10 protein-coding genes are annotated in these 17,012 nt (G+C 75.3%); 8 read left to right on the top strand and 2 right to left on the bottom strand.

Features of this window, described 5'->3' with window-relative positions:
* Window positions 1-90: 90 nt before the first annotated feature.
* Both ACFYW3_RS27455 and ACFYW3_RS27460 read right to left on the bottom strand, forming a co-directional pair.
* Window positions 91-1,800, bottom strand: a complete 1,710-nt coding sequence (locus tag ACFYW3_RS27455; protein WP_389387639.1) for a ricin-type beta-trefoil lectin domain protein — start codon at window positions 1,798-1,800, stop codon at window positions 91-93.
* Between the two features lie 205 nt (window positions 1,801-2,005).
* Entirely contained in the window at window positions 2,006-2,644 is a 639-nt protein-coding gene (locus tag ACFYW3_RS27460) for a response regulator transcription factor (RefSeq protein WP_351763637.1), read from the bottom strand.
* A gap of 268 nt (window positions 2,645-2,912) precedes the next feature.
* On the opposite strand from ACFYW3_RS27460, the gene eccCa reads away from it, so the two are divergent.
* The 8 genes from eccCa (at window position 2,913) to ACFYW3_RS27500 (ending at window position 16,948) form a co-directional block, all read left to right on the top strand.
* A complete protein-coding gene (gene eccCa / locus ACFYW3_RS27465; RefSeq protein WP_389387677.1) occupies window positions 2,913-6,935 on the top strand; it encodes a type VII secretion protein EccCa in 4,023 nt (1,340 codons plus the stop codon).
* Window positions 6,932-8,329 (top strand): type VII secretion integral membrane protein EccD, encoded by a 1,398-nt coding sequence (gene eccD, locus ACFYW3_RS27470; RefSeq protein WP_389387640.1) that lies wholly within the window; start codon window positions 6,932-6,934, stop codon window positions 8,327-8,329. Before eccCa ends, eccD begins: the two co-directional genes overlap by 4 nt.
* 11 nt (window positions 8,330-8,340) lie before the next feature.
* Window positions 8,341-9,648: a type VII secretion protein EccB gene (gene eccB, locus ACFYW3_RS27475; RefSeq protein ID WP_389387641.1), complete on the top strand. Its 1,308-nt coding sequence runs from the start codon at window positions 8,341-8,343 to the stop codon at window positions 9,646-9,648.
* A gap of 5 nt (window positions 9,649-9,653) precedes the next feature.
* A complete protein-coding gene (locus ACFYW3_RS27480; RefSeq protein ID WP_389387642.1) occupies window positions 9,654-12,371 on the top strand; it encodes a hypothetical protein in 2,718 nt (905 codons plus the stop codon).
* The gene (locus ACFYW3_RS27485) at window positions 12,368-15,532 is read left to right on the top strand and encodes a right-handed parallel beta-helix repeat-containing protein (protein WP_389387643.1); all 3,165 of its coding nucleotides are present in this window, start codon (window positions 12,368-12,370) and stop codon (window positions 15,530-15,532) included. Before ACFYW3_RS27480 ends, ACFYW3_RS27485 begins: the two co-directional genes overlap by 4 nt.
* A 119-nt stretch (window positions 15,533-15,651) precedes the next feature.
* The gene (locus ACFYW3_RS27490; protein ID WP_389387644.1) at window positions 15,652-15,984 is read left to right on the top strand and encodes a WXG100 family type VII secretion target; all 333 of its coding nucleotides are present in this window, start codon (window positions 15,652-15,654) and stop codon (window positions 15,982-15,984) included.
* A 48-nt stretch (window positions 15,985-16,032) separates the two neighbouring features.
* Window positions 16,033-16,323, top strand: coding sequence for a WXG100 family type VII secretion target (locus ACFYW3_RS27495; RefSeq protein WP_351378890.1), 291 nt, complete (start codon window positions 16,033-16,035; stop codon window positions 16,321-16,323).
* Window position 16,324: 1 nt separating this feature from the next.
* On the top strand, window positions 16,325-16,948 hold the full coding sequence (locus tag ACFYW3_RS27500) for a hypothetical protein (protein WP_351763611.1): 624 nt from the start codon (window positions 16,325-16,327) through the stop codon (window positions 16,946-16,948).
* The last annotated feature ends 64 nt before the right edge of the window (window positions 16,949-17,012 follow it).

A 17,012-nucleotide genomic window follows, 5' to 3' on the forward strand; every position in this document is an offset into this window, starting at 1 on the left:
GCCCGGCACGATCCGAAAGAGACGGCCCAGGCCTCTCGTCCGGTGCCTTGCCGGGCGCGGCGGGCCGCGGCGGCCACGGGCCGGCCGGCCTCAGCCGAGGTGCCACTTCTGGTTGGACGTACCACCGCATTCCCACAGTTGGAGGCGGGTACCGGCGGCGGTGCCCGCGTCCCTGGTGTCGACGCACTTGCCGATCTGGGTGTTGACCAGGTCGTGGGACCCGTTGAGGTTGAACCGCTGGGCCCATCCGCCGTTGCAGCGTGCCAGTTGGATGTCCGCGCCGTTGGCGGTCGAGGCGCGGGCGATGTCCATGCACAACCCCATGGAGCGGACGCTGCCGTCGGACGCGAACACCCACTTCTGCCAGGCGTCACCGCCGCATCCCTGCAACTGCAGTGCGGATCCGTCCGATCCGTTGCGCGTCGACACGCCGACGCAGCGGGAAGACCCGTAGCCGACGATCGTGTCGCCTGCCGCCTTGGCCGGTGCGGCGGCCGCCGGGGCCGGGGGCTTCTGCGCGGGACGCGGGGCGGGGGCGCCGCCCGAGCCGGCCGCCCGGGGCGCGGGGGCGCCGGCCCCCTGACCGGCGGGGTCGGGGCCGGTCCCGGGCGCGGCACCCGACCCGGGCGCGGGACCCGACCCGGGGGCGGGGCCGGTACCGGGAGCGGGGCCCGCCCCGGGCGGGGCCGGGCTCGCGACGGCCGGGGCGCCCTCGGCTCCGGGCGGGTTCGCCGCCGGTGTGCCGCTCGCGGGCGGGGACGGGGAGGGGAGCACCGAGCCGTCCGGGCCGACCGTCGGGGCGGCGGCTTCCTCGACGCGCGCCGCGCCCGGCCCGGAGGCGTCGCCGCCGGGGAGGGCCATGAAGGCGACGGTGCCGAGGCCCAGTGCCAGCAGCACCGAGGCGGCGGTCACGGCCCCGATGATCCGCGCGCTGCGCTCCGGCTGGTCCTCCTGCGGCTGCGCGCCCCCGCGCACGGGCGTCGGCGGGGTGGCGGCCCGGGCCGCGAGCAGCCGGGACAGTCTTCCCGGCCCGCCGGCGGCCGGTGTGGACGCGGACCGGCCGCCGGACGCGGGGCCGCTCCCGGCCGGGCCCACGGGTGCGCGCGTGAGCAGGGGCTCCGTGCCGGACCGGGACGCGCGGCCCCCGGCCGGTACGGCCGGGCTCTCCGCGCCGGACGGGGCCGCGGGGGCGGAGGCCTCATCTCGCTCCGGCCCGGAGGCGGCGGGCTCCGCGGGTTCCGGCGCCGGCTCGGGGCCCGAAGGCGTCCCGCGCTCGGCCCCGGAGGCGGCGGGCGTCGCGGGCTCCGCCGCCGGAGCCGCGGCCGACGCCGTCCCGGGCTCCGGCTCCGGCTCCGGCTCGGGCTCGTGGATACCGGCGGGCTCCGCCCCGGGAGCGGTCTCGCCGTCGGCCGCGGACCTGGGGGCGGGGGTGCTCGCGGTGCCCGACGCAGGTCCGGCGGCGGCGCGGTTCGCGGGCCGAGGGGGTCGGGGTACGGCAGGGGCCTCGGGCGACGCCGCGGGAGTGCCGGGCGCCGCCTCGGGGGCATGCGTCGGCGCTGGTGTCGGATCGGAATCCGAACCCGGCTCCACAGCCGAACCCGGCTCGGTGACCGCCCCCGGCTCCGCAGCCGAACCCGGCTCCGTGACCGCCCCCGGCTCCGCAGCCGAACCCGGCTCGGTGACCGCCTCCGGCTCGGCCCCTGAATCCGTCTCCGGCAGCCAGGGCAGTGGCTGCTCCCAGACGGCCGCTTCACCGGCCGCTTCACCGGTCTGTTCCGCCGGTCCGGTCCTGTGTTCCATGTGTGCCTGCCCGCCTCCGCGCGTGGTGGTCCTCGCCGGACGACCCTAGGAGCGCGTGTGCCGTCGGCGTCGCGTAGGCGGCGAACCCTGCCCGGCAGGACCGGATTTCCTTCCCCTGCGTGCCGGGTGCGGGCCTGCGGGCCCGTGGTCGGCCGCCGCGTACCACCGCGGCCCCCGGCTCCCACTCGTTCGGGCCGGACAGGGCCTACAGGGTCCCGGTGCGCAGCGCGAAGGCGACCGCGTGGGTGCGGTTGCGCAGCCCGAGGCGGTTCATCATGACGCTGACGATGTTCTTGATGGTGCGCTCGGAGTAGTTCAGCTTCCGGGCGATCTCGGTCGTGTCGAAGCCGTCGGCGAGCAACCTCAGCACGTCGACCTCACGGGCTTCCAGGCCGGAAGCGGTCAGTCCCAGCGGTGCCAGCACATCGCGCCGCACCGCCTTGATGTGGTCTACGAGTTGCCCCTGCACCGGTGCCGGCAGGGCCGCGGCGCCCTCGGCGACGCCCCGGACCGCCTCCACGACCTTGTCGAACGTACTGTCCTGGCGCCACAGCACGCCGCGCAGGCCGTGGTGGACCGCGCGCAGCAGGTGGGCCTCGTCGATACGGCCCGTCACCAGCACGATTCCCATCGCGGGATTGGTCGACCGGGCGGCGACCGACTCCATGAGTGCCATCGTCTCCTCGGTCACGTCCGCGGTGAGCACGAGGACCACGTCCGCCTCCCGGTGGTCTTCCTGCGGCAGGATCTTCAGCCCCTGATGCCTGCACAGGCTCCAGGCGGCGCCCTCTCCGGTGATCGGGTCGTCGGCGAGGACCGCGATCGATATCGTCCCCAACGTCACTGGTTTCTCCCCTGTGTTCGGACCCTCGCACGGGTGGATCCGGGGTACCGGCACGGCGTCGGGCGGCCGTGGTGACGGCGTGCGGCGATCGTCGCCGGTCCGCCTTGGCGCTCACTTGGCGTTCACTTGGCGTGTTTGCCCGTCCGACCAGGCTTCCGTGTCCACCGGGACAGACATGGGCCCGCGGGGCGGGTGCGGGCGGGCCGCCCTGCCTAGGGTTCGAGGCGAAGAGCCGGCCGCGGGAAAGCAGGAAAGCACGTTGAGCACTGTGGTCACCAAGCGCTCGCCGCGTGCCGAAGGTCCGCCGATGCCCGAGGGACAGGTCGAACTCGCCGAGCCCCCCGTGCTCGGCGAGCCGGCCACCGCCGACTTCGGCTCGGTGATGATGTACCTGCCGATGGGCCTGGGCGCCGGTGCGATGGTGCTGATGTTCTCGGTCGGCAGCGGCGGCATGACCATGTACATGATGGCCGGGATGATGGGCGTCGCGATGGTCAGCATGACCCTGACGCAGGTCGGCCGGCCCGGCGCGGAGCGGCGCCGCCGGATGCGCGCCGAACGCCGCGACTACCTGCGCTACCTGGGCCAGAAGCGGACGCAGGCCCGGCAGGCCGCCGACGGGCAGCGGGCCGCGCTGCTGTGGGACGACCCGGACGCCGGCGACCTGTGGGCACTCGCCCTCGGCGCCCGGCTGTGGGAACGCAGGCCCGCCCACGAGGACTTCGCCCGCGTCCGGATCGGGCTGGGCACCCGCCGCGCCGCCCTGGAGTTCCTGCCGCCGCAGACGAAGCCGGTCGAGGACCTGGAGCCGCTGTGCGCGATCTCGCTGCGCCGCTTCACGCGGGCCCACCAGACCGTGCCCCTCCTGCCCGTGCCCGTGTCCCTGCGGCGCTTCACCAGCGTCGAGTTCACCGGCGAGACCGCGGAGGCGCTGGACCTGGCCCGCGCGATGCTGGCGCGGCTCGCGGTCTTCCACTCGCCCGACGAACTGCGGATCGCGTTCCTCGGCGACGAGGCCGCGCGCCGCGCGTGGGACTGGCTCAAGTGGCTGCCGCACAACGCCCACCCGCAGGAGGAGGACGCCGCCGGTCCCGTCCGCCTCGCCGCCGGCGACCACGAGGCGCTGCTCGACCTGCTGGGGCCGGACCTGCGCGACCGGCCCGACCACGATCCCGCGTCCTCGCCCGGCGTCGCCGAGCCGTTCACGGTGATCGTCGCCCAGGGCGTGCGGCTCCCCGAGACCTCGCGGCTGCTGGGCGCCGGGGTGCGCGGAGTCGTGCTGCTCGACCTCACCGGGGCGGTGCCGGGAGGCCCCAAGGTGCTCCGGCTCTCCGTCCGCGGCGGCCGCGTCGACTTCCCCAACGGCGCCGAGACCGTCTCCGGCATCGCCGACCGGCTGGGGTCGGTGGAGGCGGAGACGCTCGCCCGGACCCTGGCCCCGATGCGTACCGGCGGCGGCGTCGACCTGGTGGACCGTCCCCTGGAGTCCGACTTCGACCTGGCCACCATGCTCGGCATCCGCGACGTGCGGGCCTTCGACGTCTCCGCCGGATGGCGCCCCCGCCTCGCGCAGGACGCACGGCTCAAGGTGCCGATCGGGGTCACCGAGGACGGCGAGATCGTCGAGCTCGACCTCAAGGAGTCCGCGCAGGGCGGCATGGGGCCGCACGGCCTGCTGATCGGCGCCACGGGCTCCGGCAAGAGCGAGCTGCTGCGCACGCTGGTGATGGGCCTCGCCGCCACCCACTCCTCCGAGATCCTCAACCTGGTCCTGGTGGACTTCAAGGGCGGCGCCACCTTCCTCAACATGGACCGGCTGCCGCACACGTCGGCCGTCATCACCAACCTCGCCGACGAACTGCACCTCGTCGACCGCATGCGGGACTCCATCAACGGCGAGATGATCCGCCGCCAGGAACTGCTGCGCTCGGCCGGTTTCGCCTCCCTCTACGAGTACGAGAAGGCGCGCGGCGCCGGGGCAGCCACCCTCGCACCGCTGCCCTCCCTTCTCATCATCGTCGACGAGTTCTCCGAACTCCTGGCGAACAAGCCGGAGTTCGTCGAGCTGTTCGTGTCGATCGGACGGCTGGGGCGCAGTCTCGGCGTGCATCTGCTCCTCGCCTCGCAGCGCCTGGACGAGTCGCGCATCCACCGGGTCGAGGGGCACCTGTCGTACCGGCTCGCCCTGCGCACCTTCTCCTCCATGGAATCCCGCAGCGTGATCGGCACCTCCAGCGCCTACGAACTGCCGTCCGCTCCCGGCAACGGTTACCTCAAGGTGGACACGACCAACCTCGTACGGTTCAAGGCCGCGTACGTCTCCGGCCCCGCCCCCGCCCCGCAGGCCCCCGCGGAGACCGGACACGCGGACGGGCAGGTGCTGGACGTGACCGCCTTCGGGCTGGAGCAGAGCGGGCCGCCGGCCTCGGTCCGCGCGGAGGAGGCCTCGGCGCTGGTCTCGCTCGCCGAGGAGGCCCTGCGCGACCAGGGTTCCGGGACGGGGGATGCGGAGGAAGGCGCCGAGAGCGCCGACGACAGCCTCCTCGACGTCCTCGTCGGGCGGCTGGAGGACAACGGCCCGCCCGCACGTCAGGTCTGGCTGTCCCCGTTGTCCGAGTCGCCCGGCCTGGACCAGCTCCTGCCCGGCATCGTGCCCGACCCGGAGCGCGGCATGGGCGCGGCCGACCCCCGCGCCCAGGGCGCGCTGCGGGTGCCGCTGGGCATGGTGGACCGTCCCTTCGAGCAACTGCGCGAACTGCTGGTCGCCGACCTGTCCGGCGCCGACGGGCACGTGGGTCTGGTGGGCGCGCCCCAGACCGGCAAGTCGACCGTGTTGCGGACGCTGATGCTGTCGCTCGCGCTGACCCACACGCCGGCCGAGGTGCAGTTCTACTGCCTGGACTTCGGCGGGGGTGGCCTGGTGTCCACGGCCGGGCTGCCGCACGTGGGCTCCGTCGCGACCCGCCTGGAGCGCGACCGGGTGCTGCGCACCGTCGAGGAGCTGTCGCAGCTCCTCGAACGCAGGGAGCAGTTGTTCGCCGCCCGGGGGCTGGAGTCGATGGCGGCGTTCCGGGCGCTGCGCGCCACCGGCGCGGTCGACGACCCGTACGGGGACGTCTTCCTGCTCGTGGACGGCTGGGCGACGCTCCGCCAGGACTACGAGGACTTGGAGCAGCGGGTGATGGAACTCGCCGCCCGGGGGCTGTCGTTCGGTCTGCACGTGGTGGTGTCGGCCGTCCGCTGGTCCGAAGTGCGTCCCCGACTGCGGGACATGCTGGGCACCAGGCTCGAACTGCGTCTCGGCGACTCGATGGAGTCCGAGGTCGGGTCCCGGGCCGCGGCCGGCGTCCCGCACCGACCCGGCCGGGGCCTGACCGGATCCGGCCACCACTTCCTGTCCGCGCTGCCCCGTCTCGACAGTTCCTCGCGCACCGACGACCTGACGGCCGCCACCAAGGCGGCGGTCGCGGAGATCGACACGTTCTGGACCGGCGGCCGCGCTCCCGGAGTGCGCCTGCTGCCGGCCACGCTGGACGCCCGCCGGCTCCCCGCGCCCGCGGACACCCGCGACCTGAGGTTCTGCCTCGGCTGGGACGAGCAGCGGCTCGCGCCCCTCTGGCACGACTTCGGCTCCACGCCCCACCTGCTGGTGTACGGCGACGGCGAGACCGGCAAGACGAACGCGCTGCGGCTGGCGATCCGCGCCATCACCACCCGCTACCGGCCGGAGGAGGCCCGGATCCTGCTGGCCGACCCAGGCCGCGGACTGCTCAAGGACGTGCCGGAGGAGTACCGCGTCGGGTACGTGGTCGACAACGACGGGCTCGGCAAGCTCGCCGAGAGCGCCGCCGTCTCCGTGGGCAAGCGGCAGCCCGGCGCCGACGTCTCCCCCGAGCAGTTGGAGAAGCGGGACTGGTGGAGCGGTCCGCTGCTGTTCATCCTCGTCGACGACTACGACCTGTTCTCCGGCGCGCCCGGCTCGGTCGCCCCGATGACGCCGCTGGTGCCGCTGCTCGCGCAGGGCGCCCACATCGGGCTGCACCTGGTCGTCGCCCGCAGCACCTCGGGCGCGATGCGGTCCGTGATGGACCCGCTGGTCCGCCGCATGTGGGAACTGGGCAATCCGGCGCTGCTGTTCTCCTACCCCAAGGAGGAGGGCAAGTTCATCGGCGAGGCCAAGCCCCGCACCCTGCCCGCCGGGCGCGCCCAGCTCGTCACCCGGCGCACCGTCAAGCTGGTCCAGACCGGCCTGGTGTCGACGCCCCCCGCCCCCACCCCAGGAGCACGATGACCACCGCCGCACCGTTGACGGGACGGGCCACCGAGGTCTGCCGCGTCACCGTCGAGACGCCGGACGGCCGTGCCGACCTGTCCGTCCCGGTCACCACCCCCGTGTCCGCCCTGCTCCCGGTGCTGCTCCGGCAGCTCGGCGCCGGGAGCGCCGCTGCCGGCATCCCGTGGGTGCTCCAGCGGCTCGGCGAGGAGCCCCTCTCCCCCGAGGCCACCCCGGCGAGCGCCGGGCTGCGCCACGGCGACGTCCTGCATCTGCGGCCGGCCGACGCGCCGCTGCCCGCCCTGCACTTCGACGACGTGTCCGACGGGGTCGCGCACGCCGTCGGCGACGGCCCGGGGCGGTGGCGCCCCGGACTCACCCGGAGTCTCGCCATCGGCCTGGCCTGCCTGGCGTTGGCCGGCCTCGCCGCCGCGCTGCTCGGCGCGGGCACCGGCCCCCGTACCGCCGCCGTCGCCGGCGTCGTGGCCCTCGTGCTGGCCGCGGCCTGTGCGGCGGCCGCCCGGATGCACGCCGACCGCGGCAGCGTCCTGGTCGCCGGGCTCGGCGCGTTCGGCTTCGCCGCCCTGGCCGGGACGACCCTGCGCGAAGGTCCGTCCGGCGGCCACGCGCCCGGACTGACGGGCGTGCTCCTCGGCGCCGGATGTGTCATCGCGCTGGCCGGCGTGCTGTTCGCACTGGGCGCGCTGCCGCTGGTGGTGCCGGGCACCGTGCTGCTGACGGCGGTCGCGGCGGCCGCCGGGGCGGGGCTCGCCGAAGGCACCGGCCTGCGCGCCGAACAGGCCGGCGCGGCGGTCGCCGTCGCCCTGTTCGTCCTCGGGCACCTCGCTCCCCGGCTCGCCCTGCGCACGGCCCGGCTTCGCGTGCCCCAACTGCCGCACGACGCGAGGGAACTCCAACTGGACATCGAGCCCGAGCCGGGCACCCGGGTGTCCCTCCGGGTCTCCGTCGCCACCGCCTGCCTCGACATGATCGGCATCTCGTCCGCGCTGGTCTGGGCGGTCGCGCTGTGGCTGCTGACCGTCCGCGAGCACGGTTGGACGGGCTGGCTGCTGCCGCTCGCCCTCAGTCTGGCCGTACTGCTTCGCGCGCGCGGCACCAACGGAACCCTCCAGCGGATGCCGGCGGTGCTGACGGGCGCGTACGGGCTGGGGCTGGTCCTCGTGGTCCGCACCGCTCAGAACGGGCCCGCGGGGCGGGCCGTGGCGCTCCTGGTGCTGCTGGCCGCGGCGGTCCTGCTGTTGGCGGGGGCGTGGCGGCTGCCGCGGGCCCGGCTGCTGCCGGTCTGGGGGCACCTCGGCGACCTCCTGGAGATCGTCACGGCGCTGGCCCTGCTGCCGCTGCTGCTGCAAGTGCTGCACGCGTACACGTACTTCCGCGGTCTCGCGGGCTAGGGCGGGCGAACGTGCAGACTCGACGCGACCACGTGCAGGCGTACCAGTTCGCCATGGGCCGGCTCGCATCCGCCCTCGTCAGCGGCGACCCCGGCCGGGGCGACAGCCCGACCCGGCGCTCCGCCCTCGGTTCGGTCTTCGGAGTGGCCCTGGTCGTGCTGCTGTGCGCCGGGTTCGGCGTGTACGGGCTGGTCTCCCCCGTCGCGAAGGACGACTGGCGCAAGGACGGGGCCGTCGTCGTGGAGAAGGAGACCGGCAACCGCTACGTCTACGCGAACGGTGCCCTGCGCCCGACCCGCAACCAGGCCTCCGCGCTGCTCATCGCGGGTGGTCGTGCCGCACCCGAGTCGGTCTCCACGAAGGACCTGGCCGGGGTTCCGCACGGTGCTCCGGTCGGCATCCCGGGCGCGCCCGACACGGTCCCGGCGGCGTCCGCGCTGACGGCCGGCCCCTGGGCGCGCTGCCTGCCCGGCGGCGGACCGGTGGGCCGTGCGCCGGCCGGCGCCGGGCAGACCCTCGTCTTCGGCGCCGCCGCCGACGCGCTGCGTCCGCTGCCGGCCGACCGTCAGGTGCTGCTCGCCGATCCCGCGGGGGCCCGGTTCCTGCTGCTGCGGGGCGTCAAGTACCCCGTTCCCGGCGACGCGACCCTGATCGCCCTCGGTCTGGACGGCCAGGCGGTCCTCGCCGCCACCGCGGACTGGCTCGCCGCCGTGCCCACCGGAGCCCCGCTCGCCGCTCCCGTGCCGTCCGGCGCGGGGACGGCGTCCGGGACGGTCGCCGGACAGCCCGCCCGAGTGGGACAGGTGTTCCGCACCAGCGCGGGCGGGACCGAGCACCACTATCTGCTGCGCTCGGACGGACTCGTCCCGGTCAACGCGACCGCGTACGCGCTGCTCGCCGCCCGCCCCGGCGCGCCCGGGCCGCGACAGGTCACTCAGGCGGACATCGCGGTCGTCCCCGTCTCGACGGACCGCGGCCCGACCGACCGGATACCGGACGTCGTGGGCGTGCGCCCCTTGGAAGGCGCAACCGTGTGCCTGAGACGACTCTCCTCAGGCCAGGTGCGGCTGACGGTCGCCGGTCTCGGCTCCCGGCGTGTCGTCCTCCCGGCGGGCGGCGGCGTCCTGGCGGTGCCGGCCGGCGGCAGGGACCCGTACCTCGTCACCGAACAGGGCGTGAAGTACCGGCTCGCCGACGAGGCCGCGGTACGGGCCCTCGGTCTCGGGGACACCAAGCCGCGGCTCTCCCTCCCGGCGGGCGTCCTCGCGCTCATACCCGACGGGCCGGTCCTCAGCCGCGCCGCCGCGGGACGGGGGTGAGCCGGGTGAGGCTCCGACTGCGGGCGACGCCGGTCGGCGACGCCGTCCTGGTCCACCCGAAGGGCCGGCTCGACGAGCGGGCGGCCGCTTTCGCGGGCGGGCTGGCCCACGATCCGCAGCACACCCTCGTCGTCGTGGACCTGCCGGCGGGCGCCCTCGCCGACGGGTGGGCGGCGGTGGCCAGGCTGTTGTCGCCTTCCCGGTACGGCAGCCTGCGGCTGGTCTTCGGCCGGGACAGGGGCGAGGAGGTGCGCACGGCCGCGGGGCTGATCGCCGACCGGCTCGGCCGGCTGGTCCTCGCCCCGGACGGCGCGCTCGTCCCGACCGCCACGGGTGGCCTGTTCGTGCCCGGTGACGACGGAGCCGCCTGGCTGCGGTTCCGGCCGGGCCGGCCCGCCGAGCCCGACGCGCAGCGGTTCCCCAAACCGGACTGGGAGTTCGCCGTTCCGGCCCGCCCCCGGCCGGCCGGAGCCCGTACGACCGTTCAACCGGTCCCGTGCGGGGTGTGGTTGCGGCACACCGGCGAGGGGTCGCTCCCCGGCCGCGATCGGCGTGCCGTCGAGGCTGTCCCCGCGGACCCCCGGCACCTCCTGGTGGTCCTCGGCAGCCCCGGCGCTCCGCCGCTGCCCGTCGCCGACGTGGCCCGCTACTGGGACACCGTGCTGCCGGGCGCCCGGTCCGCGGTGCGGTTCGTCGTGCACGGCACGCTCGACACCCCCGGGTCCATCGCCCCCGGCCAGGGCCTCGCGGACGCCTTGGGCCACGGCGTCGTCCTGTACGCCGGCCTCCCGTCGGGCGCGCGGCCCCTGCCGGGCGGTGAGCACGGCGCCTCGGCCTACGCTCCGGCCAGGAGCGGCGGGGCGCGACCCGCCTCGGTCTCCGCCGCGCCCGGCACTCAAGGGACTGTCGACGGGGCGGCGCCGGCGGGCGCGGGACACCGGCTCGGCGGGCACGAAGCGTCGGGCGCGACCGCCGTGGCCCGTACCGGGCCACCGCACGGCGCGGACCACCCCGATGGCGCGGCGACGCCGTCCGCCGGAACACCCCCGTCCGGCCGGAACGAACCGTCGGGCGCGGACGCCGTCGTACGCGCCCCGGCACCGCACGGCGAGGAAGCCGGTGTGGGCGCGGCCATGCCGTCGGGCGCGGACGCGGCGCCCGGTGGGCGGCCTCGGGAGGACATCGCGCTGCCGTCCGGCGCCTCGGAGAACGAACAGGGCCTCGGCTCCGTCGCGGCGACTGCCGCGAGTGTGCGGCCCGTCTCGGAGGCCGCCGGCGGCGGTAGCGGTGCCGTTCCGGCGGCCCGAGAGGCGGACGGTGCCCTGCCCGCGGCCGAGCGTCCCGCTGCCCGATCGGCTCTGCCGCGCGTCCGGACGGAGTCACTGGGCTCGGCGCTCCCGGCCGGCGCGCCCCCGGACCCCGCGGCGTCCGGATCCCGCACGGTGGCTCCCGTGCCGCCGGCGTCGGTCACGGGCGATCCCTCCGCCGGCGTCTCTCCCCACGTCGCCGGCGGGCTCTCCGGAAGCGGCCCGGTCTCCGCGTCGGTACCCGCACCACCGCGGCCCTCCGAGCACCACCCGGCTCCGGTACAGGCGTCCGCGTCCGGGGCGGTGACCGGTGCGGGTCCCGTTCCGCCGCGGCCCTCCGAGCACCACCCGGCTCCGGTACAGGCGTCCGCGTCCGGGCCCGCCACCGGCACGGTTCAGCCACCGCCACAGGACCCCGGGCCCGCTCTCGGGGCGGGGGCGCCCGCCGTGGCCTCGGCACGGCTCGTGCGGCCCGCCGCGCCCCGGTTCCGGCTGGAGTCGAGCGCGCCCGCGCCGGAGCCCGAGGAGGTGCCGGCGGGCCCCGCCGCACCGGTCGCGGGGCCCGGGCCGGCCGTGGCGCCGCCGGTCGCCACGGCGACCGGTGGGGCTGCGGGGGTCCGGGTGCAGCCCGTGCCCGGGACGGCCGCTTGCGCGCTGCCGCCGGAGCGGGGCATCGCCCAGGAACGGGACTGGGTGCGCCGGACGTTCAGCGAGCAGTACAACGCGATGGCCGGTTCCGTATCGCGGGTGATGTCGGAGTCGCCGGGGCTGCGCGGCGGCTCCAGAGCGGAGGCGGCGGACGCCCTGACCGAACTGGTCGCCGTGCGCCTGTACTTGTCCGGCGACAGCCGCACCGCCGACGCCGCGGTACGCACCGCGACCGCCGGCCCGCACGTGCCGTTGGCGCGCTGCGTGACGGCCGGACTGCGCCGGCTGCCCTCCTACCGGGGGCCCGCCCTGCTGCGCACACGACTCACCGACGCGGAGCGCGCCTGGTACGGGGAGGGCAGGCTGGCCGTCGAATGGGCGTTCTGCCACGCCCGGACGTCACTGCACGCCGGCCCGCGCGGCAGCGGCGCCACCGACGTCCTGATCTGGTCGATGACCGCCCGCCGGACCAGTTCGCTCGACCCGGCCGTCCCCGACCGGGTGCTGTTCCTGCCGGGTACCGCCTTCAAGGTGCTGCGCACGGACGACGACACCGTCCTGATGCGCGAGGTGTCGCCGTCGGAGATCGGCCAGGACGGCAGGGTCGGCGCCCAGCGGGCGAAGTTCGACGAGATGGCCCTCAAGGGGCTGGAGAACATCCTGGACGCCCTGGCGAAGGCCGGCACCGACGCCGGGGCGCGGAGCGCCGACCCGCCCGGGCTGATCACCACCACCCGTACGAACCGTGCAGAAGGAGCCAAGCCGTGAGCAGGCAGGTCCTGTTGGTGTCCCCCGACCGTCCGGGAGCCCACCGAACGATTGCCCGCGCGCTGGCCGAGGCCGTCGAGGGGGCACTGGTCACGGTGGCTCCCGGGCGGTACGAGGAGTCGCTGGAGATCACCCGCGCCGTGACGCTGGCCGCCGAGGGCGACGCCGGCACCGTTCGGGTGCACGCGCCGACCGGGAGCACCGTCGTGGTGGACGCGGAGGCGGTCCGGCTCTCCGGGCTCGTCCTGTCCGGCGCCGACCCGGAGGCCCCCGTCCTCGACCTGCGGCGCGGCCAGACGGCGCTGGACGGATGCCTGGTCGAGGGCGCGGCCTGGACGGCGGTGCTGGCGTGGAACGAGGGCACCCTGGCGGCCCGCGGCTGCCGGGTGGCCAACCCGAACGGCGCGGGTGTGGTGGTCACTTCGCGCGGCGGCAACGTGCTGGAGGACACCGAGGTCACCGAGGCCGGCTCGTCGGCGGTGGTGGTCGCCGAACAGGGCGCCCTGGACGTACGGGACTGCCGGCTGATCCGCCCCCGCGGCAACGGAATCTGCGTCAACGGCGGTGCGGTGGCGACCGTCGCGGACACTCTGATCACCGGCAGCGGCAAGCCCGCCGTCGCCGTCGAGCAGCAGGCCCGGGCCGTGCTGCGACGGGTCACGGTGACCGACAGCCTCGTGCTGGACGCCTACCTCACGAGCCGAGGCGAGACCACGCTCACCGACTGCGCCTTCTCCGGCTCGGCCGGGCAGTCGGTGCACATCGCCGACGGCGCCGCGCCCCGCCTGCGCGGTTGCACGGTGTCCGGTGCGGCGCGCAGCGGTATCCAGGTGGCGGGGGGCGCCCGCCCGCACCTGGAGGACTGCGAGATCAGCGGCACCCCGGTCGGACTCCATGTCACCGGCGCCGCAAGCACCGTATCGGGTGCGGGACTTGTCGTGCGGGACGCCGTCACCGCCGCCGTACAGGCCGCGGACTCCGGCTCCGTCGAACTGGAGCGGCTCGCCGTCACCAGTACGTCCGGCGCCGGCGTCCTGGCTCAGGGCGGCGCCCGTCTGACCCTGCGGGACGGCTCGATCACCCTGGGCGGCGGCGGGCAGGGGCTCGCGCTGGCCGGGGAGTCGAGCGCGTTCCTGGCCGGCTGCGCGCTGCGCAGATGCGGGATCACCGTCGGGGAGGGCGCGGAACTGACGGCGCAGGACTGCGAGTTCACCGATTCGGACACGGACGCGGTCCGGGTGCTCGCCGGCGGCACGCTCACCGCCGTCGGATGCCGCATGACGGGCGCCCGCGGCCACGGTGTCAACGCGCACGCCGATGCCCGCACGGACCTGAGCAACTGCGCCTTCTCGGACAACACCCTCGACGACCGGGCCCGCACGAGCGGTGACGGCCGTACGGCCGCCGGCGACGCGGTCGGCGGCCCGTTCGCCGCGGTCTCCTCCCTCCGGGGCGCGGAGGCTCCCCACTCCGGGACGGGACCACTTGCGGAACTGGAGGCGCTGGTCGGCCTGGAGAGCGTGAAGCACGAGGTCACGGGGCTGATCAACCTCAACAAGATGACGAAGCGGCGTTCGGAGATGGGCCTGCCCATGCCGCCGATGAGCCGCCACCTGGTCTTCGCCGGCCCGCCCGGCACCGGCAAGACCACGGTGGCCCGGCTGTACGGGGCGGTCCTCGCGGAGCTCGGCATCCTGGCCCAGGGCCACATCGTCGAGGTGGCCCGCGCCGACCTGGTCGCACAGATCATCGGCGGCACGGCCATCAAGACGACCGAGGTGTTCAACCGGGCCCTGGGCGGGGTGCTCTTCATCGACGAGGCCTACACCCTGACCAACCAGTCACGGGGCACCGGGCCGGACTTCGGCCAGGAGGCGGTCGAGACGCTGATGAAGATGATGGAGGACCACCGCGACGAGATCGTGGTGATCGCGGCGGGCTACTCCGAGCACATGGACCGCTTCCTGGCCTCGAACCCGGGCATGGCCTCGCGTTTCGCCCGCACGGTCGAGTTCCCCAACTACGCCCCGGAGGAACTGGTCACCATCGTCCGGGGGTTGTGCGCGAAGCACTGCTACGAACTGGCCGACGACGCCTTGGAGGCGCTGTCCCGCTACTTCGTGGACGTACCCAAGGGCCCGACCTTCGGCAACGGGCGCGTCGCCCGTCAGGTCTTCGAGACGATGATCAGCACCCAGGCGTCCCGGCTCGCCACGCAGGCAGCCGGGCACGACAGCGAGCTGAGCCGCCTGACCGCCGCCGATGTCGCCCCGGCGCCGGGAGTTCCCGCTCCGCCGCCCCCGGCAGGGCGGTCGCCTGCCGTCGCTCCCCCGGCCGCGACGCCCGCCCCGGCAGCACGGCGCGCACCTGCTCAGGTGCCGGCCTCCGCCCCCGCCGCCCGTCATCTGGCCGCCCTCACCGGCCTGGGCGCGGTGGCCGACGCACTGGGCTCCCGTGTCGACACCCTCGTGGAGCTCGGCCAGGGCACCGCCGGGCCGGCGGACATCGTCCTGGAGGGCGCGCCCGGCAGCGGACGCCGGGCCGTGGCCGCGGCCTACGGCAGGGCCCTGGCCGAGTCCGGCGTCGTACCGTCGGGTGCGCTCGACCACGTGCCGCTGTCCGCCGTTCCGGCGCGCTGGCCGTCCCAACCGCGCGCCTACCTCGGGCACGTGTTCCGGCAGGCCGCCGGGGGTGTGCTGGTGGCCGAGGCGGATGCCGCCTTCGAGAGCCGCCCGGCCGCCGAACGGGACGCCGTCATCGACGCGTTGACCGCCGAGGCCGAGGCCCGCGACGCGTACGGCGCGGTCCTGGTGCTGTCCGGGAGCGGGGCGCGCCTGCGGGAGCTGCTGCGCGACCGCACCGATCTCGCCGGCGTCTTCGCCGAGTACCTGCGGCTGCCCGCCTGGACCGGAGCAGGTCTCGCGGAACTGACCCGACGGCGTCTGACCGTACTGGGCTTCGAGGTGCCCGGCGCCGTGACGGCGGCGCTGGCCGGGCAGGACCCGGCCCACGGTGCCCACGGCGCGCACCGGTTGGCGGACCGCGTCGCGGGCCGCGCGCGGGCCCGCGAACTGGCTCTCGCGGACCTCGTCGACGACCTCCCGTCGATGGAGGCGACGCCCGCGGCGATGCTGCCGGAGGCCACGCCGGCGGCCACCTGACGGGTCGAAGGGGCAGAGATGGGCGGTCGGTCGGGCAGCGTGCCCGGGGGCCGGTCACCGGCCGTCTCCGGCCCCGGCCATCATCACGAGACAACGACCGCGCGAGGAGAGGAACGACCATGGCAGGCGAACCGACATCGGTGAGCATCGCGGGCATGCGGTCCGCGGCGGGCAGCTTCCAGTCCGCGCTCGACGACGCCAACAGCACCTACACCCAGATGCAGGGCCAGATCGACGCCCTGCGGGGCAGCTGGTCCGGTGACGCGTCCAGCACCTTCCAGAGCGCCATGGACACCTGGCTCCAGGACTTCGCCTCGGTACGGCAGCAGCTCGGCCTGATGCTGGAGAAGCTCCAGGCCAACACGGGCAGCTACAAGACCACCCACCAGGCCACCACGGACGCGGCCAACCAGCTCCACAAGAGCATGGTCACGCCGCTTCCGGGCTTCTAGGCCGACGGCCTCCCCGCCCCCCGACCCGCCAGATCCCAGGAGCGCAGGATGACGACCTATACCGTCAAGATGGACCAGATCGAGTACGTCGTCGGTGAGATGGCCGCGATCAGCAAGAAGCTCCAGGCCGCCCTGAGCGACCTGGACGACAGCGCCAAGATCCACCTCAGTGAGTGGACGAGCGACGCGCGCAGCACCTACGACGTGGCGAAGGCCAAGTGGGACGCGGCCGCCACCGACATGGTCACGCAGGCCCAGAACGCCACGAACTCGCTCGGCCACATCAACGCGGCGTACTACGCCGGCGAGCGGCACGGTGTGAGTCTCTGGGAGCAGTGACGTGGCGATCACGGACGAGACCGCCGACCGGGGCAACAGCGACCCGAACATCAACAACAACGACTACGGCGACGGCAACGGCGGCTCCGGCACCGGCTCCGGCGACCCGCACGCCTACAACGGCGGCACCGATGTCCTGCACGCGCCGGGGATCCTCAGCGACCTGCACCCGTTCGTGCCCCCGCCGGTGCCCGGCGGCAACGGCTCGAACGGAACGTCGGTCAGCACCCCGTCGATGGAGCTGTTCGCCGGCAACATCGACCTGCTGATCCAGCCGGTACGCACCGTCGCCACCGCTCTCGCCGACTCCTCCGTCGCACCGGGCGCGTTCTACCACGCCAACGTCATGCGGACGAAGGTCAACGGTCCGAACGCCGACGCGGGGCTCAAGAAGAACTACGGCGACGCCCTGTCGGCCCTGGTCCGCGGCCTCACGGACCTGCGGGACGGGGTGCGGTTGCTGAGCCGGAACTACGGGACGACGGAGGAGGCCAACAGCATGACGGCCAACGACCTCGCGGACGCCCTCGGCAACACCGGCGCCGACTTCAACACGATGATGACCGCCAACGGCGGCACCGGGACGACCGGCGCCGGGACCCCGCCGCCGACCGCCCCGGCCTGAGCCGGGCGGGCTCCGACGGAACGCGGCCCGCCCGCCGGAGCCGGGAACGCCGACCGCGGCCCCG

The organism is Streptomyces sp. NPDC002602 (genome assembly GCF_042889445.1).
Classification (GTDB): Bacteria; Actinomycetota; Actinomycetes; order Streptomycetales; family Streptomycetaceae; genus Streptomyces.